Source organism: Streptomyces sp. NPDC043876 (genome assembly GCF_056435825.1).
This window is the reverse complement of sequence record NZ_JBWKDV010000010.1, coordinates 122,146-148,343: the sequence shown is the minus strand read 5'-3', so window position 1 is coordinate 148,343 and position 26,198 is coordinate 122,146. Positions and strand designations below refer to the sequence as shown.

Below are 26,198 nucleotides of genomic sequence, written 5' to 3'. Positions count from 1 at the left end.
GCCCGACCGACCCCGAAGGTACAGCTGATGACCGAGCCGCCGACTCCGCCGACGCCGCCGAACCAGCCACCTGTACCCCCCGGTTACGGACACCTGCCCGGGCCCCCGCAGCCCTCCGCGTACGGATTCCCGCCGCAGGGGGCCAATCCGTACGCCCAGCCGCAGCCCGGCCAGGCCCCCCAGGGCCACCAGCCCGGCCAGGCCCCGCAGGGTCCGTACGGGCAGCAGCCGCAGCCCGGTTACGGCTACCCGCCGCTCCCGCCCACCGCGCCCGGGATGCCGCCCGTCGCCCCCGGCGCGCCCAAGGCGCCGCGCGGCCGGACCCAGTTGCTCGTCACGGCCTCCCTCGTCGTCGCGCTGGTGCTCGGCACCGGCGCGTACTTCGCCTTCAGGGGCGGCGACGGGGACGGCAAGGAGCCGGTCGCCGCGGGCAGCTCCGCGCTGGTGGCCCAGCCCTCCGGATCGCCGTCGGTCGACAAGGGCGACGGCAAGGGCAACGGCATGGCCGACACCACCGACCTCAACGCCGGCCGCAAGCCCGGCGAGGGCAAGGTCCTGTGGCTGAAGACCAACTCCACCGAACTCCCCGGCGGCGGCGGGGACGCCACGGGCCAGTGGGTCGTGGGCGACACCGTCGTCAAATCCTTCTACAAGTCGCTCATCGGCTTCGGCGTGAACGACGGCAAAGAGAAGTGGAAGGTCTCCTTCCCCACCGAGGTGTGCAGCACCCCCTACCAGACCAGCACCGACGGCAAGATCGTGGTGGGCTTCAAGAACGGGTCCGACTCCTCGTCCTGCAACCAGATGAAGATGGTCGACCTCAAGACGGGCAAGGAGGGCTGGACGAAGGAGATCCCCAAGGAGGGCATGTTCGACATCCAGGTCACCCCCAGCTTCTCCATCACCGGTGACACCGTCACCGCCAGCCGCCTCGGCGCCGCCAGCGCCTTCAAGGTCAGCACCGGCGACCGGCTCTTCGGCAGCAACGTCCCCGAAGGCTGTCAGCCCGGCTCCTACGCGGCCGGCAGCGGCAAGGTCGTCGCCATCGCCACCTGCGCCGACGGCATCGAGGAACTCCAGGGAACCGACCCGGTCAGCGGCCGCAAGAGCTGGACCTACCGCTTCCCCCAGGGCTGGAAGGTCAGCAAGGTCTACTCCGTGGACCCGCTCGTCGTCGACGTCAAGCAGCGCGACAAGAACCAGCGCTCCATCATGGTCCTCGGCCCCGACGGCAAGCAGCGCTCCCAGCTCAGCGGCGAGGGCCAGTTCACGCCCCGCTGCGACGACCCCGTCTTCGACCGGCCCCTCCAGGACTGCTGGGGCGTCGTCGTCGACGCCGGCTCCGACACCCTCGTCCTGCCGACCGCCGGGCTCGGCAACGAACTCGTCGCCTTCGACCTCGCCACCGGCAAGCCCAAGTGGCGCACCCCCGCGGGCGACAAGCGCGCGCTGGTCCCGCTGAAGGCCGAGGGCGGGCAGCTGTACGCCTACAACCAGGCCGCCGACCGCGCTACCGGCGGCGAGGTCGTCTCCCTCCCGATGGGCGGCGGCAAGCCCACCACGGTGCTGCACAACCCCTCCGTGCCCGCCGCGCCGCTGGAGAACTCCTTCTACAACCCGCAGATCGCCTACGTGGACGGCCGGCTCTTCCTGTCCTCCACGCACATCACCGGCGAGGGCAAGGACGAGAAGTTCGTGATGGTCTTCGGCAAGTGACCGTGTCCGCCGCCCCCACGTCCCCCAGGCCGCCCATGAGAGGCAGAAGCACCCGATGAGTACCCCGCCGCCGCCGAACCAGCCCCCGTCGGGCGGCTTCGGCGCGCCCCAGGACCCGCCGCCGGGCGGTTACGCGCCCCCGCCGGCCGCACCTCCGATGCCCCCGCAGCAGCCGCCCGGCCCCCCGCAGCAGCCGGGCGCGGCCTACGGCTACCCCCAGCAGCAGCCCTCGTACGGTTACCCGCAGACCGGGCCGGCCGCGCCCGCGTACGTACCGCCCGCGAGCGGCGGCAGCGGCGGGAGCAACGCCCTGCGCGACCAGATCCTCATCGTCGCCGCAGCGCTGGTGGCCATCGCCCTGATCGTGGGCGGCGGCTTCTGGTACGTCTCCGGCGACGACGGCGGCAAGCAGGACGTCAGCAAGGGCCCCACCGACGGCAAGAGCCCCGGCGCGACCGGCGGCGGCGACAAGCCCGGCGGCGGCGGCCCCGCCGGCGAGAAGCCCCCGGCGAGCACCAAGGCCAAGACCCTGCTCAACATGGCGCAGCCGCAGGTCGCCGACCTCGCCGACGTCCAGGGCTCCTGGATCACCGACACCGTCTACGCCAAGTCCGACGTGGGCAAGATCGTCGGCTACGACCTGAACACCGCCGCCGTGAAGTGGTCCATCCCGGTCCCGGCCGAGATCTGCGGCGCGAGCAGGCACATCAGCGACGGCAAGGCCGCCATCCTCTTCGAGGAAGCCCTGCCCAGCGACGCCAACAAGTACCCCCGTTGCAACCAGATCGGCGTCATCGACCTGAACGCGGGCAAGCTGGTGTGGTCGACCACCATCAAGGCCGCCACCAGCGGTGACCGGCCGGTCGAGTTCAAGGAGATCACCCTCAGCGGCCAGACCGTCGCCGCGGGCGGCCTCCAGGGCGGCGCGGGCTGGAACCTCGCCGACGGCAAGAACCTGTGGCCCGCCAAGGTCGACGGCGAAGGCTGCTACGACCTCGGCTACGCGGGCGGCGAAGCCCTCGCCGTCATCCGCAAGTGCGGCCCGTACGGCAGCCAGTACCTGCTCGCGCAGAACCTGGACCCGGCGACCGGCGCGCCCAAGTCCTCGTACAAGCTCTCGCAGGGCATCGACTACGCCCACATCGTCTCCACCAAGCCCCTCATCGTCGGCGCCGACGTCGGCGACGTCGCCAAGGGCGGCAGCGGGGTCAGCGACCTCTTCGTCCTCGACGACGCGGGCGCGCTGAAGGCCCGCATCCCGGTCTCCTCCGGCAACTACGACGTCCGGTGCGGATCCACCGAGGTCGAGAAGTGCCAGAAGATGGTCGTCGGCAACGGCAAGATCTACGTCCCTGCCGCGCAGCACCAGGGCAAGGACGCCTACGGCCGGACCAACGAGCTGCTGTCCTTCGACCTGAGCACCGGCAAGCAGACCACCGACCGCGCCGACGCGGGCGAGCAGTACACGCTGATGCCGCTGCGCATGGACGGGCCGAACGTCATCGCCTACAAGCTGCCCCCCTACAACAAGGGCGGCCAGGTCGTCAGCATCGACGGCACGACGATGAAGGAGACCCTCCTCATGGAGATGCCGGCGGACAAGAACATCCGGCGCCCCGAGACCAGCTTCTCCTCCAACGGAGCCGAGTACCGCTACCACAACGGGCGGTTCTTCATCTCCCAGACGCTGATCAGCAAGCCCTACTCGGCGACGACGGATCCGTCGTACCTGTTCGTCTCCTTCACGACGGGCTGACGACCGGCCGCCCGCAGTGAGCCCGCCCCCCGGAGGACCTCTCCGGGGGGCTTCGGCGTGAACGGGCTCCGGCGCGCCGGACCGGCGGGCGCCCCGGGGACGGGGCTACCGTGGCGCGGGTGACGGGAAGCGACGCCGACCGGCTGTGGTCCGAGTCCATGCCGCAGGCCTACGAGCGGTACCTCGTGCCGGTGCTCTTCCGGCCCTTCGCCGAGGACCTGGCGGCCCGGGCCGCGGCGCTCGGCCCGCGGCGGATCCTCGAACTGGCCGCCGGGACCGGCGCCGTGACCGCGGGCCTGCTCGCCGCTCTCCCCTCGGCCGAGGTGACGGCCACCGACCTGAACGAGGCCATGGTCGCCTTCGGGTCGGCCCGCGTCCCCGGCGCGGTGTGGCGCCAGGCCGACGCGCAGCGGCTGCCGTTCCCGGACGGCTGCTTCGACCTGGTGGTCTGCCAGTTCGGCGTGATGTTCTTCCCCGACCGGGTCGCCGCCTTCACCGAGGTCCGCCGGGTGCTCGCGCCGGGCGGCCGGTTCCTCTTCAACACCTGGGGCCCGATCGCCGCGCACGCCTTCGACGCCGCGGTCCAGGCCGGGCTGGAGCGGGCGTTCCCGGCCGACCCGCCCCGCTTCCTGCCCACCGTCCCGCACGGCTACGCCGACCCCGCCGCCGTCGGCGCCGACCTGACGGCCGCCGGATTCACCGTCGAGGAGCAGCGGGAACTGACGCTGGAGGGCCGCGCCGCGTCGGCCGCCGACGTCGCCACCGGCTTCCTCACCGGAACGCCCGTGCGCGCGGCCGTCGAGGAGCGAGGCGGCGGCCCGGCCGCCCGGGCCGTCATCCTCGCCGAGATGACCGAGCGCCTGGGCCCGGGACCGGTCACCGCCCCCATGACGGCGTACGTCTTCACCGGCGCGGCCTGAGCGCCCCCACCCGTGCGGGCGGGCCCCGCCGTGTCACACGGGCCAGGCTCCGGCCGGGTCGTCGAGCCAGACGGAGAGCCCGTTCGCCGTGAGGGTGAGGCCGAAGCGCTCGTGACCGGGCCTGCCCTTCTCCGTCCACCAGGCGTACGCCGATGCGGCCTCGTCCCACAGCCGACGGGGGCCGGACTGCCAGACCGTCGCCGTGGTTCCGTCGCGGAACAGCACGCAGGCCCACGACCGGTCGCGGAGCCCGTAGAACCACACGGGCCGGGCGCCGTCGCGCTTCTCCGCGACCACGTGCACGCAGTCACGCAGCCGGAGCCCCAAAGCGAACCGCTGGGGGCCGAAGCGCCCTCCCAGGAACTCCTCCTCGGTGCAGCTGGTGGACGACTTGTCGTGACCCTCCACCCCGTCCGTGACGTAATCGGAGTGCACGACGGGCGGCAGCCGTTGGGCGCGCGCCTTCATGAACTCGACCGGCCCGGTGAACCTGCCGCCCGCACTCGCGCCGTCGCCCGCGACCGTGAGCCGGGCCACGGCGTCGCCGTTGCCGTAGTGGGTTCCCCACGGCGCCACGATGACCCCGCCCGGCTCGCACTGCTCGACCCACGCGAAGGGGAGTTCACGGAAGCCGCAGGTCGCGATGATCCGCTCGTACGGGCCCCCCTCGGGGTGACCCTTGAGCCCGTCGCCGGTCACGACCTGGACGGACGCCCCGAACGAGATGAGCGCGGTACGCGCCCCGGCCGCGACGGCGGAGTCGACCTCCACGGTGACGACGTTCCCGGCGCCCACCCGGTGCGCCAGCAGCGCCGCGTTCCATCCGGTCCCCGTGCCGATCTCCAGCACCCGGTCACCGGGCCGCAGGTCCAGGTCCCGGAGCATGCAGAAGACCACGCTCGGCATGGACGCCGAACTGGTGGAGACCCGTCCCGGCTCCGGCCCGGTGTGCGCTCCGTCGTCCCACTGCGTGACGACGGGCACGTCCGCGTCCGCGTAGCCGTACCAGGCCTCCGGCTCCGCCGCCCGCGAGACGGCGACGCTCCGGCCCGTCTCCATATCGAAGGGCCAGATGAGATCCGGCAGGAACGACGATCGCGGGACGGCGGCGAAGGCGGAGTCCCAATCGGGGCGCAGCGCGCCCCCTTCCGTGAGGATCCGCCTCAACTCGGCGTGCCCGGGCCGCTGCTCGCGGGAGCGGGTGGGCACCGCTAGGACCCCTTCGGCGGGTTGGGTACACCGGGCCCGCCGTCAGGAGTCGGCGGCTGGTGCGGGCCGGGGTAAGGGGCTCCCGGCAGCTTGTCGTCGCCGTCGGCACTCGGAATCACGTTCATGACCTCTCCTTGTCCTGGAACATCCGGTGGAAAACGGGAGCGTCGGTGCGCCACCGCTCGTACGTCGGGTCGCTGAGTTGCCAGGTGTGCCCGCCGGGGTGGAACTGGAACTCGCCGCACCCGGCGCCGGTTCCGGCGGTGTCGCCGACGGGGCAGTCGGGGCGTACGAACACTGCGTGGCACGACCTGCCCTCCGGCCAGCGGGCCCACAGGGCGTTGGGTGCGCTGTTGTCCACGAGCAGGGCCCAGTGCGGACCTGTGGTGTGTTCGAGGGTGCACCGGATCGGTAGGGGAGTGGCGATGAGATCGCGGTACGGCTCGTGCCCGGGGCCGAGGGCATCGAGTGCGGCGATCAGGGCCGGGCCGAGCAGCAGGGTCTGGGCGCCGCAGACGCGGCGTTCTTGGGGCATGGGCTTACGCCTCTCCGTAGTCGAACCACTACTGGGGAGAGTCAGGTTGGCCTACAGTCGGAGACCCTTCAACCTGTCAGATGTGAAGGAAGGACCCTTGAATATCAAGGAGTTGAATCCGGACAGCTCGCCGCGCGCAGCGTTCGGAGCGCGCTTGCGCAGCGCCCGGGAAGCGCGGGGCTGGACACAGGACGAGCTGGCCGAGCGCACGGAGTACTCAAGCCAGCACATCTCAGCGGTGGAAACCGGTCGCAAACCGCCGACCCTGCGGTTTGCGCGCAGTACGGACCGTGCGTTCGGCGGGGGCGACGCGTTCGAGCGCGCGTGGCGCGAGCTGCGGCACGGCGCGCTGTTGGAAGGCTTCCAGGAGTACGTCGGCTACGAGGGCCGGGCAGTCGAGCTTCGGCTGTACGAGATTGGCATCATCCCCGGGCTGTTGCAGACGCCGGAGTACGCGCAGGTGCTGGCGAACAGCGCGGTGCAGCGGGGCGCCATCACCACCGAATACGCGGCCGAGCGGGTCGCGTTCCTGGCGGAGCGGCAGGTGGCGCTGGAGCGGGCCCGGCCGCCGATGGTGTTCGTGGTGATGGACGAGAGCTGCATCCGTCGAATCGTCGGTGGCCCCGAGGTCATGGCGGCCCAGCTGGCGCGGCTCGCGGAATTCGCCGCCCGGCCGAACACGGTGCTCCAGGTGGCTCCGTTCGACATAGGGGAGCGTCGGTCTTTCAACCTGCCGGTGAATCTGCTGACGCTGCCGGATCGCTCAGTGGTCGCCTATGCCGAGTCCCAGATGCGCGGCCACCTGGACCGCGAAAGCCCCTCGGTGCTGCCCATGTTGACGGCCTACCATCAGCTACAGGCCGAAGCGCTCTCGCAAGCGACGTCCGTGGCCATGATCGGCGAACTGCGAAGGGGCACCCCGTGACGACCGAACATCGCTGGCGCAAGTCCTCGTACAGCGACAACGGCGGCAACTGCGTCGAGGTCGGCTTCCTCGCCCGCGGCGGAGCGGTCCCCGTCCGGGACTCAAAGGACCCCGACGGTCCCGTCCTGGAATTTTCCATAGGCGCGTTCTCGGTCTTCGTGGCGGATGTCAAGGCGCGCAGGACCAACGCCCCCTGACGGGGGCTTCTGTTCCGTATCCCCCTCGCGGCGTCGAACAAGCGTGTAGCTTGCCGGGTCAGAAGGGTGGGGGGTGAGTGCCGCAATGGGCGTACGGGTCATGGTCGTTGACGATCACCGGCTGCTGGCCGAGGCGCTCGCCTCGGCGTTGAAGCTGCGCGGGCACCGGGTGCTGGCAGCGGCGGCGCCGGCCGCCGGGGCGGCCGAGCTGGTGATCAGCCGCGCCCCCGAGGTGTGCCTGCTCGGCACCGCCACCCCCGCCGAGCCGGGGATCTTCGAACCCATCGTGCGGATCCGCCGCGAGCGCCCGCAGATCGCGGTCGTGGTGCTGGGGCCCGTGCCCAGCCCCCGCGGGATCGCCGCCGCCTTCGCCGCGGGCGCCTGCGGGTACGTACGCCAGGACGAGCGGATCGAGGGCGTCGAGCGGGCCCTGGCCAAGGCGCGGGCCGGGGAGGCCGCGGTGTCGCCGCAGCTGCTCCAGGGCGCCTTCGCGGAACTCCTGAACCCCACCGCCCAGCCCGACGACGAGGGCAGCCGGCTGCTGCGGCTGCTCACCCCGCGCGAGGTGGAGGTCCTGGTCCGGGTCGCCGAGGGCGAGGACACCCGGCTGATCGCGGCGGGCATGGCCATCGCGCCGAGCACCGCGCGCACCCACGTGCAGCGGGTGCTGATGAAGCTCGGCGTGGGCTCCCGGCTGGAGGCGGCCGCGCTGGCCGCCCGTACCGGCCTGCTGGACCGCGCGGCCCGTCCGTGACCCCTCCGGGGGAAGGGCCGCAGAGGGGTGCGATTTCCCCGTGGGCGCGGAATCGGGTAAGCCAGGGGGGAACGGGCCGCCGAGGCGAGCGGCCGCGGTACGTCGAGAGGTAGTAGGCGAGTGAGCAAGTACCTGGTCACCGGTGGCGCCGGATACGTGGGCAGCGTCGTCGCGGCCCATCTCCTGGAGGCCGGACACGAGGTCACCATCCTCGACGACCTCTCCACCGGCTTCGAGGCGGGCGTCCCACAGGGCGCCACCCTCGTCCACGGCCGGATCCAGGACGCCGCCCGCCACCTGGACCCCTCCTTCGACGCGGTGCTGCACTTCGCGGCCTTCTCGCAGGTCGGCGAGTCCGTGGTGAACCCGGGCAAGTACTGGGACAACAACGTCGGCGGCACCCTCGCGCTGCTCACCGCGATGCGCGGGGCCGGGGTGAAGAAGCTCGTCTTCTCCTCCACCGCCGCGACCTACGGGGAGCCCACCGAGGGGCTGCTGACGGAGGAGTCGGTGACGAAGCCGACCAACCCCTACGGCGCCTCGAAGCTGGCCGTCGACCACATGATCAGCGGCGAGTGCGCGGCGCACGGGCTGACGGCGGTCTCGCTGCGCTACTTCAACGTGGCGGGCGCGTACAAGGAGTTCGGCGAGCGGCACGACCCCGAGACCCACCTGATCCCGCTGGTCCTCCAGGTCGCGCTCGGGCAGCGCGAGTCGATCTCGGTGTTCGGCGAGGACTACCCGACGCCGGACGGCACCTGCGTGCGCGACTACATCCACGTCGCGGACCTGGCCGAGGCGCACCTGGCCGCCGTGGGCGTCCCGGCCTCCGGCGAGCACCTGATCTGCAACCTGGGCAACGGCAGCGGCTTCTCGGTGCGCGAGGTCATCGAGACCGTCCGCAAGGTCACCGGGCACCCGATCCCGGAGGTCGTGGCCCCGCGCCGGGCCGGTGACCCGGCGGTCCTGGTCGCCTCGGCGGCCACCGCGCGGGAGCGCCTCGGCTGGACGCCCTCCCGTCCGGACCTCGCGGGCATCGTCGCGGACGCCTGGGCCTTCGCCCGGCGCTGACGCCTGACGTACGGGTCCGCGCACGCGTACGCGAGAGCCGCCACCGCACCGCCGGTGGCGGCTCTCGCGCGTGCGCGGACGCGGGGCGCGGGGGAGCGGGCCGCGCGCCGGGGCGGGGCGCTGTGCGCGGGCGCCCGGCGCGCGCACGCTGCGCGTCATGCCCGCCGCGCACCTGCCGGTGGCACAGGCACAAGCGGAAACGGGATTCCGGCCCGGGCGGCCGGTGAGTTCAAGCCACGCACAGACGTTCCACAGCGCGACGCACCGGAAAATGGCTCGGAAAACTTCTGCTATTCGGCCAACCCCGCACCGCCCCCGGGCCTACGCTGATGCGTGACACCGGTGGGGGCCGGTGTTGATTCAGGGGTCGAGACGCGTCGGGTACGACGTCCGCTCCGGGGTAGTGCAGAGGTGTCACGGCGGCGGCCGCGGCGACTGCGGATCACCCGGTCCGGGCGCCGTACCCGCGGTTGTCCGTTCCCCGACCCTTGGGGGTTCTGTGGTTCGCATCCGGGTTCTCGTGGTGGACGATCACCGCATCTTCGCCGAGTCGCTCGCCGCCGCGCTCGCGGCCGAGCCGGACGTGGACGTGTCCGCGGCCGGCAGCGCTCCCGCCGCGCTGCGCTGCCTCGAACGGGGCGTCACCGAAGGCCGCCGCTACGACGTGCTGCTCGTCGACGCCGATCTCAGCGGCGTCACCGGCAGCCCGGGCGGCCCCGCGGCCCCGGCCGTCCAGGGTGGCCAGGGCGGCCGTGTCACGCATGGCGGCGGATTCCCCGCGCAGCGCGAGCCGGGCCCCGGCGCGCCGCAGGGCGACGGGATCGCGCTGGTCGCGGCCGTGCGCACCGCCCACCCCGGGGTCCGTACGGTCGTCCTCGCCGAGCGCGACGAACCGCGCCGGGCCGCCCACGCCCTCCAGGCCGGAGCCTGCGGCTGGGTGGCGAAGGACTGCTCGCTGTCCCGGCTGCTCGCCGTGGTCCGGGGCGTCCTGCGCGAGGAGACCCACCTGCCGCCCGCCCTGCTCACCGGGGTGCTGCGCGAGCTGACCCAGGCCCGCAAGCACCGCACCGACAGCGAACGCCTGGTGGAGTCCCTGACCCCGCGCGAGCACGAGGTGCTGCGCTGCATGGTGGCGGGGCTGGGCCGCAAGGACGTCGCGGCGCGGCTGTTCCTGTCCCCGCACACGGTGCGCACCCACATGCAGAACGTGCTGGGCAAGCTGGGGGTGCACTCCACCCTGGCGGCGGTCGCGCTGGCCCGGCGGGCCGGGGTGCGCCCGGCGGACCTAGCCGGGGATGTTGTCGAACGGAGCGGTCAGCTGGCGTAGCAGCGAGGCCAGGTCGCCGCGCTCGGACCGGGAGAGCTGGGCGAGGATCGCCCGCTCCTGGGCGAGCAGTCCGGCGAGCGCCTGGTCGGCGCGGTCGCGCCCCTCGGGGGTCAGCCGGACCAGCACGCCGCGCCGGTCGTTGGGGTCGGGCAGCCGCTCGACCAGGCCCTTCTTGGCGAGCCGGTCGATCCGGTTGGTCATGGTGCCCGAGGTGACCAGCGTCTGCGTCAGCAGCTGTCCGGGGGAGAGCTGGTAGGGCGCCCCGGCCCGGCGCAGCGACGTCAGGACGTCGAACTCCCAGGGTTCCAGGCTGTGCTCGGCGAAGGCGAGCCGGCGGGCCCGGTCCAGGTGGCGTGCGAGCCGGCTGACGCGGCTGAGCACCTCGAGCGGTTCCACGTCGAGGTCAGGGCGCTCGCGCCGCCATGCCGCGACCAATCGGTCGACCTCGTCCTCCATGCGGATCAGTGTAAGGGGTCTGTCGACATGAAGTCTCTTGACGTCGAGCCTCTCGATAACGACTCTCTCGCTATCAAGCCTCTTGACGTCAAGATATATTTTCGGCGACCATGGGCAGGCAGGGCCCGGAACCTTCTACCGCTTGGCACGCACCACCCGCAGGGAGGCTCGAACATGCATTCCGACACCACCCCCGCCGTCCGGCCGCCGCACGAGACGGACCGGGGCGAGACGGCGGCCAAGGCCGCCGGGGCCCCGCCGACCTGGGACCCGCAGCAGTACCTGCGGCACGCGGACCACCGCGCCCGGCCCTTCCTGGACCTGCTCGCCCGCGTCCCGGCCCTGCCCGCCGAACCCGGCCGCCCCGCCCGGATAGCCGACCTCGGCTGCGGTCCGGGCAACGTCACCGCCCTCCTCACCGACCGCTGGCCCGAGGCCCGCGTCACCGGCTTCGACCTCTCCCCGGAGATGCTCCAGCGCGCCACCGAGGAGTACGCCGGCCCCACCCCCGGTGGCGGCACCCTCGACTTCGCCCGCGCCGACCTCGCCTCGTGGGTCCCCGAGGAGACGTACGACCTGATCGTCTCCAACGCCGCCCTGCAATGGGTCCCCAACCACCCCGGGTCCTTCGCCTCCTGGATCAACGGCCTGCGCCCGGGCGGCACCTTCGCCTTCCAGATCCCGGGCAACTTCACCGCCCCCAGCCACGCCCTGCTGCACCAGCTGTGCGACGCCCCGCGCTGGCGCTCGCGCCTCGCCGGGCACGGCGCCCGCTACATCCACCTCCTCGAACCCGCCGAGTACATGGACCGGTTCACCGGGCTGGGCTGCGCCGTCGACGTCTGGGAGACCACCTACTACCAGCTCCTGACCGGACCCGACCCCGTCCTCGACTGGGTCAAGGGCACCGCCCTGCGCCCCGTCCTCACCGCCCTCGGCGACGACCGGGTGGCGGTCGACGCGTTCCTCGCCGAATACCGCGACCTGCTGCGCGGCGCGTACCCGCCCGGCCCGCGCGGCACCGTCTTCCCCTTCCGCCGGATCTTCGCCGTCGCCCGCAAGGAGGCCTGACCCATGCTCACCGCCGTCGACCACGTCCAACTCGCCGCGCCGCCCGGTTCCGAGGACGCGCTGCGCGCCTACTACGGCCGGGTGCTGGGCATGACGGAGATCCCCAAGCCGCCCGCCCTGGCGGCGCGCGGCGGCTGCTGGTTCGCGGCCGGGCCCGTCCAGCTCCACCTGGGCATCGAGGAGGGCTTCCGCCCGGCCCGCAAGGCCCACCCGGGGCTGCGCGTCACCGGCATCGAGGCCTACGCCGAGCGGCTCGCCGCCCGCGGCGCCCCGGTGGTCTGGGACGACGGCCTCCCCGGCCACCGCCGCTTCTTCTCCGAGGACCCCGTCGGAAACCGCCTGGAGTTCCTGGAACCGGCCACCCCGGCCCCGGCCCCGGCCCCGGCCCCCTGACCCCGCACGACGGCGCCCCCGCACGACGGCGCCCCGCCACCGGAGGTCCGGTGGCGGGGCGCCGCGGGGTTCCGCTCGCCGCGCGGGGCGGCGGTGCGGGGATCAGCTGACGTTGCGGTACGTCCAGTTGCTGAACAGCGTGCGCGAGCCGCCGAAGACCGAGCTGCCGTAGCTGTTGCCCGCGTACTTCGCGTACACGCCGCCGTCGGTCTGGACGAAGACCAGGTCCGCCTTGCCGTCCGCGTTCAGGTCACCCGGCGAGGTCAGCTGCGCGGTCCCGCCGGCGACGGTGACCAGCCAGCGCGTCCCGAACGGCGCGGACGCCTTGCCGGTGCCCGGGTGGTAGTACAGGTTCGCGGCCGCGTCCTTGGTGATGCCGGCCACGTCGGCGTAGCCGTCACCGTTGAAGTCGCCCACGGCGATGGAGCCGTACTGGTCCCAGCCGCCGCCGATGTTGACCGGAGCCGCGAACTTGCTGCCGGTGCCGTCGCCCTGGTGGACGTACAGGTTGCCCCACACGTCGCGGGTCAGCAGGTCGCCCTTGCCGTCACCGGAGACGTCGCCGCCGCCGACGACCAGGTTCGTGACGCCCCACCAGTCACCGGCGATGGTCTGGCCGGTGGTCCGGTTGGTCAGGCCCCACTGGTTGAACTGGAACCCGTGGGCCCAGCTCAGCCTGTCCAGGCCGGAGACCATGACCAGCTTCGAACCGTCGTCCGGCCACACGAAGGGGCTGCCGGCCTTGCGCGGCTCGTAGAAACCGCCGTTGGACCGGTTGTCGTACGACCAGACCTGCCCGGCGGTGTCCAGCGCGCCGAGGGCGTGCTTGCCGTAGACCGGCGTGATGCTCGCGCCGAAGAACATCTCCAGGTCGGTCCAGTTCGACCCGCAGTCCGTCTGCCAGGCGAACTTGCCGTTGCCCTGGGAGAAGTGGCAGAACAGGTCGCCGCTCTCGGTGACGCCCATCAGGTCGGCCTTGCCGTCGCCGTTGATGTCGTCGCCGGCGATCAGCTGGGTGTAGAAGGTCCAGCCGGAGGCGATCTGGGTCCGCGCCGCGAAGGGGGCGGCCCCGTTGCCGGTGCCCTTGTGGAAGTACAGGTCGCCGGTGCCCGTGCGGCCGATGACGTCCGCCGCCCCGTCACCGTCGACGTCGTTGACGCCGAGGATCTGGTCGTACTGCTCCCAGCCGCCGCCGACCCTGACGCGGTCCGTGAAGGGCTTGGAGAGGTCGCCGGTGCCCTTGTAGAGGTACAGGTCACCGGCCGGGGTGCGCGCCAGCAGGTCGGGACGGCCGTCCCGGTTCAGGTCGGCCGCCGCGATCACGCGGTTGTAGATCTGCCAGCCGGTACCGGTCCAGACCGGGGCGCCCACCGAGCTGCCGGAGGTCTCGCGCAGCTGGAGCTTGCCGTCGAAGGTCCAGGTGAGGACCTCCGGGTTCCAGCCACCGCCCGCGTTGCCGAGGGCGATGATGTCCCTGACCGTCTCGTCGTTCTCGCCCTCGATGTTGACGCGGACGGCCGAGGTGGTGCTGCCGTTGCTCTCGAACGCCCCGGTGTAACCGCGGGTCGTACGGAAGGCCAGCTCGCTGAAGCCGTCACCGTTCAGGTCGAGACGCGGCTGCGGGACGCTGGAGGCGCCGAGCGTCTGCGGCGCAGCGGCGCGCAGGCCCTTGGCGGTGGTCTTCGGGGCGGTCACCACGCCCGCCGCCGGAGCGGCGGGGTGCGGGACGCGGGCCTTCGGCGCGGTGGTGGGCGCCGTGGACGAGCCCGCGGGGCGGGCCGTCGCCTTGTCGGCGGCGGATGCCTGGCCGACCATGAGCAGAGAACTCGCGGAGAGCGCGAGTGCGGTGCAGGCCGCGAGGCGGCCGAGGCGCTGAGTGCGCGACGAGAACAAGAGGGTTCCCCCTGGATGGCAGGTGAAACCGGGCGGACTCCACGACGAACGAGGCGCGCGCGACAGCGGCGCGACGCCTCGACCGTATGTTCCCCCCCGGGAAGTAGCACCAGGCTACTGGTGGGTTTCCCGAGGTAGAAGTGGTTTTTCGTACAACCTTTCGGCCCGGAGTCCGTCGCCCGTCAGCTCCGGCGGTGGCCCACCAGGCGCGGCTTCGACTCCAGCTTGTCCAGGCCGTGCCAGGCCAGGTTCACCAGGTGCGCGGCGACCTCCGCCTTCTTCGGTTTGCGCACGTCCAGCCACCACTGGCCGGTCAGCGCGACCATCCCGACCAGCGCCTGCGCGTACAGCGGGGCCAGCTTCGGATCGAAGCCGCGCGCCTTGAACTCCAGGCCGAGGATGTCCTCCACCTGCGTCGCGATGTCACTGATCAGCGAGGCGAAGGTGCCCGTCGACTGGGCCACCGGCGAATCGCGGACCAGGATCCGGAAGCCGTCGGTGTACGACTCGATGTAGTCGAGCAGGGCGAAGGCGGCCTGCTCCAGCAGCTCGCGCGGGTGCCCGGCGGTCAGCGCGCCCGTCACCCCGTCCAGCAGCTGGCGCATCTCGCGGTCCACGACGACCGCGTACAGGCCCTCCTTGCCGCCGAAGTGCTCGTAGACCACCGGCTTGGACACCCCGGCCTTGGCCGCGATCTCCTCGACCGACGTGCCCTCGAAGCCCTTCTCCGCGAACAGGGCGCGACCGATGTCCAGCAGCTGCTGGCGCCGCTCGGCGCCCGTCATCCGGACCCGGCGGCTGCGCCGGGGCTTCTCGCTGCTGCTGGGGGTACTGCCGTCGGTCGCCACGTCACCCATCATGCCGCGCTCGCGGCCTTCTCCTTGCGCCGGGCGTCGATCCGGGAGGCCGAGGGCCAGCGGACGTCGCTCGCCCAGCCCGCCTGCTCGAACCAGCGGATCAGCCGGGCGCTGGAGTCGATCTGGCCGCGCAGCACGCCGTGGCGCGCCGAGGTCGGGTCCGCGTGGTGCAGGTTGTGCCAGGACTCGCCGCAGGAGAGGACCGCCAGCCACCACACGTTGCCCGAGCGGTCGCGCGACTTGAAGGGGCGCTTGCCCACCGCGTGACAGATCGAGTTGATGGACCACGTCACGTGGTGCAGCAGCGCCACCCGGACCAGCGAGCCCCAGAAGAACGCCGTGAACGCGCCCCACCAAGACATCGTCACCAGGCCGCCCACCAGCGGCGGGATCGCCAGCGACAGCATCGTCCAGTAGATGAAGTCGCGCGAGATCCGCCGGATCGCCGGGTCCTTGATCAGGTCCGGGGCGTACTTCTCCTGGTTGGTCTGCTCCTCGTCGAACAGCCATCCGATGTGGGCCCACCACAGGCCCTTCATCAGCGCCGGGAGCGACTCGCCGAACCGCCACGGCGAATGCGGGTCGCCGTCGTGGTCGGAGTACTTGTGGTGCTTGCGGTGGTCGGCCACCCAGCGCACCAGCGGACCCTCCACCGCCATCGAGCCCATCACGGCCAGCACGATCCGCAGCGGCCGCTTCGCCTTGAAGGAGCCGTGCGTGAAGTAGCGGTGGAAGCCGATGGTGATCCCGTGGCAGGCCAGGAAGTACATGAACACCATCAGGCCCAGATCGAGCCAGCTCACCCCGCCCCAGGCGAAGGCCAGCGGAATCGCGGCCAGCACCGCCAGGAACGGCACGGTGATGAACAGCAGCAGCGCGATCTGCTCGACGGACCTCTTGCTCTCGCCGCCCAGTGTCGCGGACGGCTGGGACGCTGCGGAGGCCGCCGAAGCGTCCTCGATCAGATCGGGGCTTACGGTCATGGGGTCCCCTGGGGGGTGAGGGAAGTCGGCAGGAGCCCGGCTACGGACCCGTAACCTACGGCAACGTAAGTATGGCAAAGGTGAGGCTCCGGGCAAGGGCGGCACCACAGCCGTCACCCCCGACCGGCCCGCACCGTCACCCCCGACCGGCCCGCATCGCGAGACGGACCCGAGCGCCGCACCGGACACCTGGCCCGGACACCTATCCTGGTGTCGTCGGACAGCGCGGTCCGCACGGGCAGCCGAGCTGCGCGACAGGCAGGGCCACCCCGCGGACGACAGTCCCCGGGAGCACCCCGCGCGCACCCCGGAGGCCCCGCCCCAGTAGCGCTCGAAACACTGCAAGGAGCCGCACCTGTGAGCAGTGCTGACCAGGCCCCCGTCACCCCGGCCACGGTTACAACAGCAGACATGGCCAACGCGGAGCTGCGCGCGGACATCCGCCGCCTCGGCGAACTCCTCGGCGAAACCCTCGTACGCCAGGAAGGCCAGGACCTCCTCGACCTGGTCGAACGCGTGCGCGCCCTCACGCGCACCGACGGCGAAGCCGCCGCCGCCCTCCTCGGCGACACCGACCTGGAGACCGCCGCCAAGCTCGTACGCGCCTTCTCCACCTACTTCCACCTCGCCAACGTCACCGAACAGGTGCACCGCGGCAAGGAACTGCGCGCCCACCGCGCCACCGAGGGCAGCCTCCTCGCCCGCACCGCGGACATGCTCAAGGACGCCGACCCCGAACACCTGCGCGAGACGGTCAAGAACCTCAACGTCCGCCCCGTCTTCACGGCCCACCCCACCGAAGCCGCACGCCGCAGCGTCCTCAACAAGCTGCGCCGCATCGCCGCCCTCCTCGAAGAGCCCGTCACCGGCGCCGGCGAACGCCGCCGCCACGACCTGCGCCTCGCCGAGAACATCGACCTCGTCTGGCAGACCGACGAACTGCGCGTCGTGCGCCCCGAACCCGCCGACGAAGCCCGCAACGCCATCTACTACCTCGACGAACTCCACGCCGGAGCCGTCGGCGACGTCCTCGAAGACCTCGCCGCAGAACTCCAGCGCGTCGGCGTCGACATCCCCCCCGGCACCCGCCCCCTCACCTTCGGCACCTGGATCGGAGGCGACCGCGACGGCAACCCCAACGTCACCCCCGACGTCACCCGCGACGTCCTGATCCTCCAGCACGAACACGGCATCACCGACGCCCTCGAACTCGTCGACTACCTGCGCGGACTCCTCTCCAACTCCATCCGCTACACCGGAGCCACCGAGGAACTCCTGACCTCCCTCCAGGCCGACATCGAACGCCTGCCCGAGATCAGCCCCCGCTACAAGCGCCTCAACGCCGAAGAGCCCTACCGCCTCAAGGCCACCTGCATCCGGCAGAAGCTCGTCAACACCCGCGAACGCCTCGCCAAGGGCACCCCCCACGAGGACGGCCGCGACTACCTCGGCACCGCCGAACTGCTCACCGACCTCACCCTCATCCAGACCTCCCTGCGCGAACACCGCGGCGCCCTCTTCGCCGACGGCCGCATGGACCGCACCATCCGCACCATCGCCGCCTTCGGCCTCCAGCTCGCCACCATGGACGTACGCGAACACGCCGACGCCCACCACCACGCCCTCGGCCAGCTCTTCGACCGCCTCGGTGAAGAATCCTGGCGCTACGCCGACATGCCCCGCGAATACCGCCAGAAGCTCCTCGCCAAGGAACTCCGCTCCCGGCGCCCCCTCGCCCCCACCCCCGCACCGCTCGACGCCGCCGGACGCAAGACCCTCGGCGTCTTCGGCGCCATCAAGGACGCCTTCGAGAAGTTCGGCCCCGAAGTCATCGAGTCCTACATCATCTCGATGTGCCAGGGCGCCGACGACGTCTTCGCCGCCGCCGTCCTCGCCCGCGAAGCCGGACTCGTCGACCTCCACGCCGGCTGGGCCAAGATCGGCATCGTCCCGCTCCTGGAAACCACCGACGAACTGCGCGCCGCCGACGTCATCCTCGACGAGATGCTCGCCGACCCCTCCTACCGCCGCCTCGTCTCCCTGCGCGGCGAGGTCCAGGAGGTCATGCTCGGCTACTCCGACTCCTCCAAGTTCGGCGGCATCACCACCAGCCAGTGGGAGATCCACCGCGCCCAGCGCCGCCTGCGCGACGTCGCCCACCGCTACGGCGTCCGCCTGCGCCTCTTCCACGGCCGCGGCGGCACCGTCGGCCGCGGCGGCGGCCCCTCCCACGACGCGATCCTCGCCCAGCCCTGGGGCACCCTCGAAGGCGAGATCAAGGTCACCGAACAGGGCGAGGTCATCTCCGACAAGTACCTCATCCCCTCCCTCGCCCGCGAGAACCTCGAACTGACCGTCGCCGCGACCCTCCAGGCCTCCGCCCTGCACACCGCGCCCCGCCAGTCCGACGAAGCCCTCGCCCGCTGGGACGCGGCCATGGACACCGTCTCCGACGCCGCCCACGGCGCCTACCGGCGACTCGTCGAAGACCCCGACCTCCCCGCCTACTTCTTCGCCGCCACCCCCGTCGACCAGCTCGCCGACCTCCACCTCGGCTCCCGGCCCTCCCGCCGCCCCGACTCCGGAGCCGGCCTCGACGGCCTGCGCGCCATCCCCTGGGTCTTCGGCTGGACCCAGTCCCGCCAGATCGTCCCCGGCTGGTTCGGCGTCGGCTCCGGCCTCAAGGCCCTGCGCGAAGCCGGCCAGGACGAGGTCCTCGCGGAAATGGGCCGCGAGTGGCACTTCTTCCGCAACTTCCTCTCCAACGTCGAGATGACGCTGGCCAAGACCGACCTGCGGATCGCCCGCCACTACGTCGACACCCTCGTCCCCGACCACCTCAAGCACGTCTTCGACCAGATCGAAGCCGAACACGAGCTGACCGTCCGCGAGGTCCTGCGCGTCACCGGCGGCGACACCCTCCTCGCCTCCCACCCCGTCCTCCAGCAGACCTTCGCCGTCCGCGACGCCTACCTGGACCCCATCTCCTACCTCCAGGTCTCCCTGCTGGCCCGCCAGCGCGCCGCCGCCGAACGCGGCGAGAGCGCCGACCCCCTGCTCGCCCGCGCCCTCCTGCTCACCGTCAACGGCGTCGCCGCCGGCCTGCGCAACACCGGCTGAGCAACCCCGTACGGCCCCGTACACACGAAAGGGCCCCTGCCGCATCCGGCAGGGGCCCTCTCGTACGTCTCCCGAGGAGGCGCTAGGAGTTGTACGCCGACTGCGCGCGCTCCAGACCCTCCTGGAGCAGGCACTCCACCGCATCCGCCGACCGGTCCACGAACCAGTCCAGCTCCTTGCGCTCCGTCGAGGAGAAGTCCTTCAGCACGAAGTCCGCCACCTGCATCCGCCCCGGCGGACGGCCGATGCCGCACCGCACCCGGTGGTAGTCCGCACCCATCGACTTCGTCATCGACTTCAAACCGTTGTGCCCGTTGTCCCCGCCGCCCAGCTTCACGCGCAACGTCGGAAAATCGATGTCCAGCTCGTCGTGGACCGCCACGATCCGCTCCAGCGGCACCTTGTAGAAATCGCGCAGCGCCGTCACCGGCCCGCCCGACAGGTTCATGAACGACATCGGCTTCGCCAGCACCACCCGCCGGTTCAACGGCCCCGGCGGCCCGATCCGGCCTTCCACGACCTGCGCCCGCGCCTTGTGCGCCTTGAACTTCCCGCGCATCCGCTCCGCGAGCAGATCGACCACCATGAACCCGATGTTGTGCCGGTTGCCCGCGTACTCAGCGCCCGGATTGCCCAGACCCACGATCAGCCAGGGCGCCGTGTCGTCCGACATCAAAAGCTCCTTCAACGAAACGACCGCCGTCCCGCTCCAGTGGAGCCGGACGGCGGTCGGTCAGCAACTGACGAGCGGGGAGGCTCAGGCCTCGGTGCTCTCGGCGGCCGGCTCCTCGGCCTGCGCGCCGATGACCTGCAGGACGGCGATGTCGCCGTCGACGGCCAGGGTGGTGCCCGACGGCAGGACCAGGTCCTTGGCGTGGATGGTCGCACCGGCCTCCAGGCCCGCGATCGAGACGGTGACCTCGGTCGGGATGTGGGTGGCCTCGGCCTCGACGGAGATCGTGTTCTGCAGGGTCTCCAGCATGTTGCCGCCCGGGGCCAGCTCGCCCTCGGTGACGATCGCGACGTCGACGGTGACCTTCTCGCCCTTCTGGACGATCAGGAAGTCGACGTGGGAGATCGAACGCTTCAGCGGGTGCTTCTGCACGGCCTTCGGGATGACCAGCTCGGTGCCGCCGCCCGCGATGTCCAGGGAGAGCAGGACGTTCGGGGTGCGCAGCGCCAGCTGAAGGGCGTGGGCGTCCACGTTGACGTGCTTCGGGTCGGTGCCGTGGCCGTAGATGACCGCGGGGGTCAGGGCGTCACGACGGGCCTGGCGGGCGGAACCCTTGCCGAAGTTTTCGCGGACCTGCGCGGCAAGCTTGATCTCGGACATGCTCACTCCTCGTGGGGTGACGGAAATGGACGGCAGTCACCCGGCCGGAACACGGCCTGCTACGAAGAGCGCGTCGATAACGGAGCACCGGCACCCGCGCGAACACGTCGCGAACAGGTACGGCCTCCCTCGCCGAGCAACTCGCAGAGTCTACCCGGCGGGGAGGCCGTACCTCAAAAGGATCTTCTGTGGTCCTCGTTACTGCGTCACTGCTGCTCTTCGAACAGGCTGGTGACCGAGCCGTCCTCGAAGACCTCGCGCACCGCGCGGGCGATCATCGGAGCGATCGACAGCACCGTGATCTTGTCCAGCTCCAGGTCCGAGGGGTCCGGCAGCGTGTTCGTGAACACGAACTCGCTCACCTTCGAGTTCTTCAGACGGTCCGCGGCCGGCCCCGACAGGATGCCGTGCGTCGCCGTCACTATGACGTCCTCCGCCCCGTGCGCGAACAGCGCGTCGGCCGCGGCGCAGATGGTGCCACCCGTGTCGATCATGTCGTCCACCAGGACGCAGACGCGGCCCTTGACCTCACCCACGACCTCGTGGACCGTCACCTGGTTGGCGACGTCCTTGTCACGGCGCTTGTGCACGATCGCCAGCGGCGCGTCCAGCCGGTCGCACCAGCGGTCCGCCACGCGCACGCGGCCGGCGTCCGGGGACACGATCGTCAGCTTGGAACGGTCCACCTTCGCGCCGACGTAGTCCGCCAGGACCGACAGCGCCGACAGGTGGTCCACCGGGCCGTCGAAGAAGCCCTGGATCTGGTCCGTGTGCAGGTCGACCGTCAGGATCCGGTCCGCGCCCGCCGTCTTCAGCAGGTCCGCCACCAGACGCGCCGAGATCGGCTCGCGGCCCTTGTGCTTCTTGTCCTGACGGGCATAGCCGTAGGACGGCACGATCACGGTGATGGAGCGCGCCGACGCGCGCTTGAGCGCGTCGATCATGATCAACTGCTCCATGATCCACTTGTTGATCGGAGCCGTGTGGCTCTGGATCAGGAAGCAGTCCGCGCCACGAGCCGACTCCTGGAAGCGGACGTAGATCTCACCGTTCGCGAAGTCGAAAGCCTTGGTCGGCACGAGGCCGACACCGAGCTGGTGCGCGACCTCCTCGGCCAGCTCGGGGTGGGCGCGGCCGGAGAAGAGCATCAGCTTCTTCTCGCCGGTCGTCTTGATCCCGGTCACAGCACAGTCTCCTCAGACGTGTTGAAAGCTGCTCGCCCCCGTGTGCGTCCGTCCCGCACACGGTCAGCCAGCCGAATTGCGTGCACCTATCACGGTACGCCGTCACGGACGCACCTGTTTCCGGTCAGTTCACCCTCAGGCCTTGTCGAGGCCCTCCGTGGACCCCGACTGGGCCGCCTGAGCCGCGGCGCTTCCCGGACGCTTGCGGGCCACCCAGCCCTCGATATTCCGCTGCTGGCCACGGGCCACGGCCAGCGCACCGGGCGGCACGTCCTTGGTGATCACCGATCCGGCCGCCGTGTAGGCGCCGTCCCCGATGGTGACGGGCGCCACAAACATGTTGTCCGAGCCCGTCTTGCAGTGTGAACCGACCACCGTGTGGTGCTTGTGCTCGCCGTCGTAGTTCACGAAGACGCTCGCCGCACCGATGTTCGTGTACTCGCCGATCGTCGCGTCACCCACGTAGGACAGGTGCGGCACCTTGGTGCCCTCGCCGATCGTGGCGTTCTTCATCTCCACGTACGTACCGGCCTTCGACTTCGCCCCCAGGTCCGTCCCCGGACGCAGGTACGCGAACGGACCCACGCTCGCGGAGGGACCGATCACGGCGGTGTCGGCCACGGTGTTGTCCACCCGCGCGCCCGCACCCACCCGCGTGTCCTTCAGCCGGGTGTTCGGACCGACCTCCGCGCGCTCCGCGACGTGCGTGGCGCCGAGGAGCTGCGTCCCCGGGTGCACGACCGCGTCCTGGCCGAAGGTCACGCCCACGTCGACGAAGGTGGACGCCGGGTCGACCACCGTCACGCCCGCCAGCATCGCCCGCTCCAGCAGCCGCGCGTTCAGCAGCGCGCGCGCCTGGGCCAGCTGCACCCGGTTGTTGATCCCCAGGATCTCGCGGTGGTCCCCGCCGACCGCCGCGCCGACGCGGTGCCCGCTCTCGCGCAGGATCTCCAGCACGTCGGTGAGGTACTCCTCGCCCTGGCTGTTGTCGGTACGGACCTTGCCGAGCGCGTCGCTCAGCAGCACGCCGTCGAAGGCGAACACCCCGGAGTTGATCTCCAGGATCGCCCGCTGGGCGTCGGTGGCGTCCTTGTGCTCGACGATCGCGATCACCGAGCCGGTGGCCGCGTCGCGGATGATCCGCCCGTAGCCGGTGGAGTCGGGCACCTCGGCCGTCAGCACGGTGACGGCGTTGCCGTCGGCCTCGTGCGTCGCGGTGAGCTGGGCCAGCGTGTCGCCGGTCAGCAGCGGGGTGTCGCCGCAGACGACGACCACCGTGCCGGTGATCTCCCCGCCCAGCTCCTCCAGGCCCATCCGGACGGCGTGCCCGGTGCCGTTCTGCTCGGCCTGCACGGCGGTACGGACGCCCGCGTCGATGCCGGCGAGGTGCGCGGCGACCTGCTCACGGGCGTGGCCGACGACCACGACGAGGTGCGCGGGGTCCAGCTCGCGCGCGGCGGCGACGACGTGGCCGACGAGCGTGCGCCCGCAGATCTCGTGGAGAACCTTGGGGGTCGCGGACTTCATGCGGGTGCCTTCCCCCGCTGCGAGTACGACGACGGCTGCCGGGCGATTGGCGCTCACGGGTGGGCCCTTCGGCTTCGGGTGCTGGACGCACGAAGGATACCGGGGGGTGGGGGGCCGTAAACGAAGCCGGGTCCCGACCACGGAGGTCGGGACCCGAACGTGAAGAGCTCCCCCGCCAGGACTCGAACCCGGACATAAGGCACCAAAAGCCTCAGTGCTGCCAATTACACCACAGGGGACTAAATCAGCTAAAACCGGACATTACTGTCAGGTCGTTGAATTGACGGCACCCACTATGCCGCACCAGGCGCCTTCGACGCGACGGTATAGATCAGAGCCTCTCAGGACGCGTACGGCGAGGCAGCCCCGGTAGGCGTCGCCGACGTTCTTGCGGTTCGTGCGCGGGTTGTGCCGCTTGAGCGTGGTCTTGCCGAAGTGGGAGGCGTCGAGTCCCACGACCTCGATCCAGTACCGCTCCGCGCCCACCACGTCGGCGGATTCGTGGATCTGCAGGGTGAACCGGAGGTGGTCCTCCGTGACGCCCACGAGGCGCAGCCACGCGAGGAACGTTCTGACCATGTCCGGGTCGCTGTTCGTGAACGTGAACTGCGGTTGGGGCCGATGCGGTTTGGTCTTTCCGCCCTCGGCCCAGTAGAGGCCGACGCCGAGGATGAACAGCTCGCGGTCGGAGACGGCTCCGATCTCCTCCCGCGCCGCCCGGCGTGTCGCCGCGTACTCGGCCTTGCGGCGTTCGTGGGCCTCTCGCCGCCCTTGCTGCGCCCGCACCATGTCCGTGCCGACCGGCTTCGTGCGCCGCTCCGGTTTCGGGAGGTCGCGGACCCAGAGGGATATGGAGCTCTTCGAGCAGCCCAGTTCCCGCTGGATCCGGTCGTAGGTCATGCCCTCCAGGCGCAGTGCGCGGGCCTTGGCGCGAAGGTCGTCCTTGGCGTTGGGGTGGCGCTTGCGCTCCGGCGCGGTGCACAGGGATTCGAAGTCGGCGTATGTGCTCATGCGGACATGGTTGTCCGGAATGCGGGATTCAGGTCTCGGTTGGCGGATGGTTCAGTCGTACGTGCGATTACCGGGGGTTTGCGGGAAACAACGGCGGGTCTGTGCTGCGGGCCGTGCGTACGCTGGCCGTATGACCTTGACGGGGGAAGAGCGGGGCGGGGCCGGGCGGGACGGGCCGTGGTGGTGGGAGCGGCGGCGGGAGGCCGCCTTCGACGTGGGGCTCGGCGTGGTGTCGGCCGTCGAGTGCGGGTTCGAGGGGGTGCCCTTCGCGCGGGAGGCCGGGGTGCCCCCGGTGCTCGGGGTGCTGCTGGGGGTGGTCGTCGGGGGTGCGCTCGTGGTGCGCCGGCGGTGGCCCGTGCCCGTGGTGCTGCTGGGGATCGCGATCACGCCCGCGGTGATGGGGTTCCTGCTGGGCGTGGTGGGGCTGTACACGCTGGCGGCGTCCGAGGCGCCGAAGCGGGTCACGGCCGTGCTGGGGTCGATGGCGCTCGTGGGGACCTTCGTCGTCACGTACGTGCGCACACGCGGGGACGTGGAGGGGGAGCCGTTCCTGGTCGTCGTGCTGTCGGTGTTCATGGCGGTGGCGCTGACGGTGCCGCCGGTGCTGTTCGGGCTGTACATCGGGGCGCGGCGGCGGTTGATGGAGAGCCTGCAGGAGCGTGCGGATTCGCTGGAGCGGGAGCTGTCGCTGCTGGCGGACCGGGCGGAGGAGCGGGCGGAGTGGGCGCGTACGGAGGAGCGGACCCGGATCGCGCGGGAGATGCACGACGTGGTGGCGCACCGGGTGTCGTTGATGGTGGTGCACGCGGCGGCGCTGGAGGCGGTGGCGGTGAAGGATCCGGCGAAGGCGGTGCGCAATGCGGCGCTGGTGGGTGACATGGGGCGCCAGGCGCTGACGGAGTTGCGGGAGATGCTCGGGGTGCTGCGGGCGTCGTCGGCCGCGCCGACTCCGGCTCGGGCGCCGGTGGCTCTGGCCGCGGCGGTGGAGGAGGGGCCGTCGCTGGCGGAGCTGGAGGTGCTGGTCGGGCAGTCGCGGGCGGCGGGGATGGCCGTGGTGTTCGAGGTGCACGGGGGTCCGGCGGGGTACGCGGCGGAGGTGGAGCAGACGGCGTTCCGGGTGGTGCAGGAGGCGTTGACGAACTGCCACAAGCACGCGCCGGGTGCGCGGGTGACCGTGCGGCTCGCGCATCGGGAGGGGGAGGTGGCGATGCAGGTGGAGAACGGTCCGTGTGACGGCGAGGCGGCGGAGCCGGGGCTGCCGAGCGGGGGGAACGGGCTGGTCGGCATGCGGGAGCGGGTGCTCGGGCTGGGCGGGGTGTTCGTGTCGGGTCCGACGGACGGCGGGGGGTTCCGGGTGTCGGCGGTGCTGCCGGGGTGCGGGGCCGGGTCCGGTTCCGGGTCCGGTTCCGGGGCGGCTCCGGGGGCGGGCCGGCCGGGGGTCAGGTCTGGGGGGCCGCGGTCCTGAGGCGGGTGGGCTGGAGGCCGGTGAGGAGGGCGGTGAGGGCTTCGTCGATGCTCGCGCCGAGGTACCAGTCGCCGGTGTGGTCGATGGCGTAGACGCGGCCTTCGGCGTCGAGGGCGAGGTGGGAGGTGCCGTCGCCTTCGGTGCCGAGGGGGCAGAGCCGGGTGGAGAGGGCGCGGCCGAGGTCGGCGAAGGTGCGGGCGAGGTGCAGGCCGGTGAGGGGGTCGATGCGGACGGGGGCGGGGGCTATCTGGCGTCCGGGGCCGGGGGCGGTGAGGGTGAGGCCGCCGAATTCGGCCCAGGCCTCGACGGCGGCGGGGAAGACGGTGTGGCGGTGGCCGGCGGGGGTGGTGTGGTCGCGCAGGGAGTCGGCCCAGTACTCGGCCTGTTTGATGTCCCAGCGGCCGGGCTGCCAGCCGGCGGTGCGCAGGGCGGTGTCGACGGCCTGGGGGAAGCGGGTGGCCGAGGAGCGGTCGTAGGAGGCTGAGGCGGTCATCT

Annotated in this window: 24 protein-coding genes and 1 tRNA gene; 12 read left to right on the top strand and 13 right to left on the bottom strand. The window is 71.6% G+C overall.

Annotated features, from left to right (window positions below; genetic code table 11):
- The first annotated feature begins 27 nt into the window (after nt 1-27).
- The 3 genes from AC0693_RS28600 to AC0693_RS28590 all read left to right on the top strand — a co-directional run bounded on the left by AC0693_RS28600 (nt 28) and on the right by AC0693_RS28590 (nt 4,392).
- On the top strand, nt 28-1,716 hold the full coding sequence (locus AC0693_RS28600; RefSeq protein ID WP_478803245.1) for an outer membrane protein assembly factor BamB family protein: 1,689 nt from the start codon (nt 28-30) through the stop codon (nt 1,714-1,716).
- A gap of 55 nt (nt 1,717-1,771) precedes the next feature.
- Nucleotides 1,772-3,472: an outer membrane protein assembly factor BamB family protein gene (locus AC0693_RS28595; protein ID WP_478803244.1), complete on the top strand. Its 1,701-nt coding sequence runs from the start codon at nt 1,772-1,774 to the stop codon at nt 3,470-3,472.
- A 158-nt stretch (nt 3,473-3,630) separates the two neighbouring features.
- Complete coding sequence (locus tag AC0693_RS28590; protein WP_469333664.1) at nt 3,631-4,392, top strand: class I SAM-dependent methyltransferase; 762 nt, start codon at nt 3,631-3,633, stop codon at nt 4,390-4,392.
- 33 nt (nt 4,393-4,425) lie between these two features.
- On the opposite strand, the gene AC0693_RS28585 is transcribed toward AC0693_RS28590, so the two are convergent.
- Nucleotides 4,426-5,601, bottom strand: a complete 1,176-nt coding sequence (locus AC0693_RS28585) for a methyltransferase domain-containing protein (protein ID WP_478803243.1) — start codon at nt 5,599-5,601, stop codon at nt 4,426-4,428.
- 121 nt (nt 5,602-5,722) lie between these two features.
- The gene (locus AC0693_RS28580; protein ID WP_478739748.1) at nt 5,723-6,136 is read right to left on the bottom strand and encodes a hypothetical protein; all 414 of its coding nucleotides are present in this window, start codon (nt 6,134-6,136) and stop codon (nt 5,723-5,725) included.
- A gap of 97 nt (nt 6,137-6,233) precedes the next feature.
- Between AC0693_RS28580 and AC0693_RS28575 the strand changes: the two genes are divergently transcribed.
- From AC0693_RS28575 to AC0693_RS28555, 5 genes are all read left to right on the top strand, one after another.
- Nucleotides 6,234-7,061, top strand: coding sequence for a helix-turn-helix domain-containing protein (locus AC0693_RS28575; RefSeq protein WP_478803242.1), 828 nt, complete (start codon nt 6,234-6,236; stop codon nt 7,059-7,061).
- Nucleotides 7,058-7,258, top strand: a complete 201-nt coding sequence (locus AC0693_RS28570) for a DUF397 domain-containing protein (protein WP_478803241.1) — start codon at nt 7,058-7,060, stop codon at nt 7,256-7,258. The genes AC0693_RS28575 and AC0693_RS28570 overlap by 4 nt, the downstream gene beginning before the upstream one ends.
- An 85-nt stretch (nt 7,259-7,343) precedes the next feature.
- On the top strand, nt 7,344-8,012 hold the full coding sequence (locus AC0693_RS28565) for a response regulator transcription factor (protein ID WP_356409520.1): 669 nt from the start codon (nt 7,344-7,346) through the stop codon (nt 8,010-8,012).
- Nucleotides 8,013-8,132: 120 nt separating this feature from the next.
- Complete coding sequence (gene galE / locus AC0693_RS28560) at nt 8,133-9,083, top strand: UDP-glucose 4-epimerase GalE (protein WP_469319495.1); 951 nt, start codon at nt 8,133-8,135, stop codon at nt 9,081-9,083.
- 499 nt (nt 9,084-9,582) lie between these two features.
- A complete protein-coding gene (locus tag AC0693_RS28555; protein ID WP_478803240.1) occupies nt 9,583-10,410 on the top strand; it encodes a LuxR C-terminal-related transcriptional regulator in 828 nt (275 codons plus the stop codon).
- Here the strand turns inward: AC0693_RS28555 and AC0693_RS28550 are convergent.
- Nucleotides 10,369-10,866: a MarR family winged helix-turn-helix transcriptional regulator gene (locus AC0693_RS28550; RefSeq protein ID WP_330330854.1), complete on the bottom strand. Its 498-nt coding sequence runs from the start codon at nt 10,864-10,866 to the stop codon at nt 10,369-10,371. The genes AC0693_RS28555 and AC0693_RS28550 overlap by 42 nt on opposite strands.
- Before the next feature lie 174 nt (nt 10,867-11,040).
- Here AC0693_RS28550 and AC0693_RS28545 point away from each other — a divergent pair, with 174 nt between their 5' ends.
- Together AC0693_RS28545 and AC0693_RS28540 are read left to right on the top strand one after the other, a co-directional pair.
- Nucleotides 11,041-11,937 (top strand): trans-aconitate 2-methyltransferase, encoded by an 897-nt coding sequence (locus AC0693_RS28545; protein WP_478803239.1) that lies wholly within the window; start codon nt 11,041-11,043, stop codon nt 11,935-11,937.
- Between the two features lie 3 nt (nt 11,938-11,940).
- Entirely contained in the window at nt 11,941-12,330 is a 390-nt protein-coding gene (locus tag AC0693_RS28540; RefSeq protein ID WP_478803238.1) for a VOC family protein, read from the top strand.
- 102 nt (nt 12,331-12,432) lie between these two features.
- Here the strand turns inward: AC0693_RS28540 and AC0693_RS28535 are convergent, their stop codons facing one another.
- From AC0693_RS28535 to AC0693_RS28525, 3 genes are all read right to left on the bottom strand, one after another.
- Nucleotides 12,433-14,223, bottom strand: coding sequence for an FG-GAP repeat domain-containing protein (locus tag AC0693_RS28535; RefSeq protein ID WP_478803237.1), 1,791 nt, complete (start codon nt 14,221-14,223; stop codon nt 12,433-12,435).
- 182 nt (nt 14,224-14,405) lie between these two features.
- On the bottom strand, nt 14,406-15,083 hold the full coding sequence (locus AC0693_RS28530; protein ID WP_356409342.1) for a TetR/AcrR family transcriptional regulator: 678 nt from the start codon (nt 15,081-15,083) through the stop codon (nt 14,406-14,408).
- Nucleotides 15,080-16,063: an acyl-CoA desaturase gene (locus AC0693_RS28525; protein ID WP_469333623.1), complete on the bottom strand. Its 984-nt coding sequence runs from the start codon at nt 16,061-16,063 to the stop codon at nt 15,080-15,082. Before AC0693_RS28525 ends, AC0693_RS28530 begins: the two co-directional genes overlap by 4 nt.
- A 357-nt stretch (nt 16,064-16,420) precedes the next feature.
- Between AC0693_RS28525 and ppc the strand changes: the two genes are divergently transcribed.
- Nucleotides 16,421-19,183 carry a phosphoenolpyruvate carboxylase gene (gene ppc, locus AC0693_RS28520; RefSeq protein ID WP_469319500.1) on the top strand — a complete coding sequence of 921 codons (2,763 nt, stop codon included), beginning with the start codon at nt 16,421-16,423 and terminating at the stop codon, nt 19,181-19,183.
- 82 nt (nt 19,184-19,265) lie between these two features.
- Here ppc and pth read toward each other — a convergent pair whose 3' ends face one another.
- From pth to AC0693_RS28490, 6 genes are all read right to left on the bottom strand, one after another.
- Complete coding sequence (gene pth / locus AC0693_RS28515; RefSeq protein ID WP_468470201.1) at nt 19,266-19,856, bottom strand: aminoacyl-tRNA hydrolase; 591 nt, start codon at nt 19,854-19,856, stop codon at nt 19,266-19,268.
- Between the two features lie 84 nt (nt 19,857-19,940).
- Complete coding sequence (locus AC0693_RS28510) at nt 19,941-20,516, bottom strand: 50S ribosomal protein L25/general stress protein Ctc (RefSeq protein ID WP_478803236.1); 576 nt, start codon at nt 20,514-20,516, stop codon at nt 19,941-19,943.
- Between the two features lie 206 nt (nt 20,517-20,722).
- Nucleotides 20,723-21,700: a ribose-phosphate diphosphokinase gene (locus tag AC0693_RS28505; RefSeq protein WP_112451977.1), complete on the bottom strand. Its 978-nt coding sequence runs from the start codon at nt 21,698-21,700 to the stop codon at nt 20,723-20,725.
- A gap of 135 nt (nt 21,701-21,835) precedes the next feature.
- A complete protein-coding gene (gene glmU, locus AC0693_RS28500; RefSeq protein WP_478803235.1) occupies nt 21,836-23,284 on the bottom strand; it encodes a bifunctional UDP-N-acetylglucosamine diphosphorylase/glucosamine-1-phosphate N-acetyltransferase GlmU in 1,449 nt (482 codons plus the stop codon).
- A 110-nt stretch (nt 23,285-23,394) separates the two neighbouring features.
- A tRNA-Gln gene (locus tag AC0693_RS28495) sits at nt 23,395-23,466 on the bottom strand.
- 28 nt (nt 23,467-23,494) lie between these two features.
- Nucleotides 23,495-24,238: a transposase gene (locus AC0693_RS28490; RefSeq protein ID WP_478803234.1), complete on the bottom strand. Its 744-nt coding sequence runs from the start codon at nt 24,236-24,238 to the stop codon at nt 23,495-23,497.
- Nucleotides 24,239-24,368: 130 nt separating this feature from the next.
- On the opposite strand from AC0693_RS28490, the gene AC0693_RS28485 reads away from it, so the two are divergent.
- The gene (locus AC0693_RS28485; RefSeq protein ID WP_478803233.1) at nt 24,369-25,703 is read left to right on the top strand and encodes a sensor histidine kinase; all 1,335 of its coding nucleotides are present in this window, start codon (nt 24,369-24,371) and stop codon (nt 25,701-25,703) included.
- On the opposite strand, the gene AC0693_RS28480 is transcribed toward AC0693_RS28485, so the two are convergent.
- Complete coding sequence (locus AC0693_RS28480; protein WP_468470193.1) at nt 25,678-26,196, bottom strand: SUKH-3 domain-containing protein; 519 nt, start codon at nt 26,194-26,196, stop codon at nt 25,678-25,680. The two genes, AC0693_RS28485 and AC0693_RS28480, sit on opposite strands and share 26 nt — an antisense overlap.
- Nucleotides 26,197-26,198 lie beyond the last annotated feature (2 nt).

Excerpts from the sequence above, each read along its gene's own strand:
- AC0693_RS28600 (WP_478803245.1), top strand. The coding sequence starts at position 28 with ATGACCGAGCCGCCGACTCCGCCGACGCCGCCGAACCAGCCACCTGTA.
- AC0693_RS28595 (WP_478803244.1), top strand. The coding sequence starts at position 1,772 with ATGAGTACCCCGCCGCCGCCGAACCAGCCCCCGTCGGGCGGCTTCGGC.
- AC0693_RS28590 (WP_469333664.1), top strand. The coding sequence starts at position 3,631 with ATGCCGCAGGCCTACGAGCGGTACCTCGTGCCGGTGCTCTTCCGGCCC.
- AC0693_RS28580 (WP_478739748.1), bottom strand. The coding sequence starts at position 6,136 with ATGCCCCAAGAACGCCGCGTCTGCGGCGCCCAGACCCTGCTGCTCGGC.
- AC0693_RS28565 (WP_356409520.1), top strand. The coding sequence starts at position 7,344 with ATGGGCGTACGGGTCATGGTCGTTGACGATCACCGGCTGCTGGCCGAG.
- AC0693_RS28550 (WP_330330854.1), bottom strand. The coding sequence starts at position 10,866 with ATGGAGGACGAGGTCGACCGATTGGTCGCGGCATGGCGGCGCGAGCGC.
- AC0693_RS28545 (WP_478803239.1), top strand. The coding sequence starts at position 11,041 with ATGCATTCCGACACCACCCCCGCCGTCCGGCCGCCGCACGAGACGGAC.
- AC0693_RS28540 (WP_478803238.1), top strand. The coding sequence starts at position 11,941 with ATGCTCACCGCCGTCGACCACGTCCAACTCGCCGCGCCGCCCGGTTCC.
- AC0693_RS28530 (WP_356409342.1), bottom strand. The coding sequence starts at position 15,083 with ATGATGGGTGACGTGGCGACCGACGGCAGTACCCCCAGCAGCAGCGAG.
- AC0693_RS28525 (WP_469333623.1), bottom strand. The coding sequence starts at position 16,063 with ATGACCGTAAGCCCCGATCTGATCGAGGACGCTTCGGCGGCCTCCGCA.
- pth (WP_468470201.1), bottom strand. The coding sequence starts at position 19,856 with ATGTCGGACGACACGGCGCCCTGGCTGATCGTGGGTCTGGGCAATCCG.
- AC0693_RS28510 (WP_478803236.1), bottom strand. The coding sequence starts at position 20,516 with ATGTCCGAGATCAAGCTTGCCGCGCAGGTCCGCGAAAACTTCGGCAAG.
- AC0693_RS28490 (WP_478803234.1), bottom strand. The coding sequence starts at position 24,238 with ATGAGCACATACGCCGACTTCGAATCCCTGTGCACCGCGCCGGAGCGC.
- AC0693_RS28485 (WP_478803233.1), top strand. The coding sequence starts at position 24,369 with ATGACCTTGACGGGGGAAGAGCGGGGCGGGGCCGGGCGGGACGGGCCG.
- AC0693_RS28480 (WP_468470193.1), bottom strand. The coding sequence starts at position 26,196 with ATGACCGCCTCAGCCTCCTACGACCGCTCCTCGGCCACCCGCTTCCCC.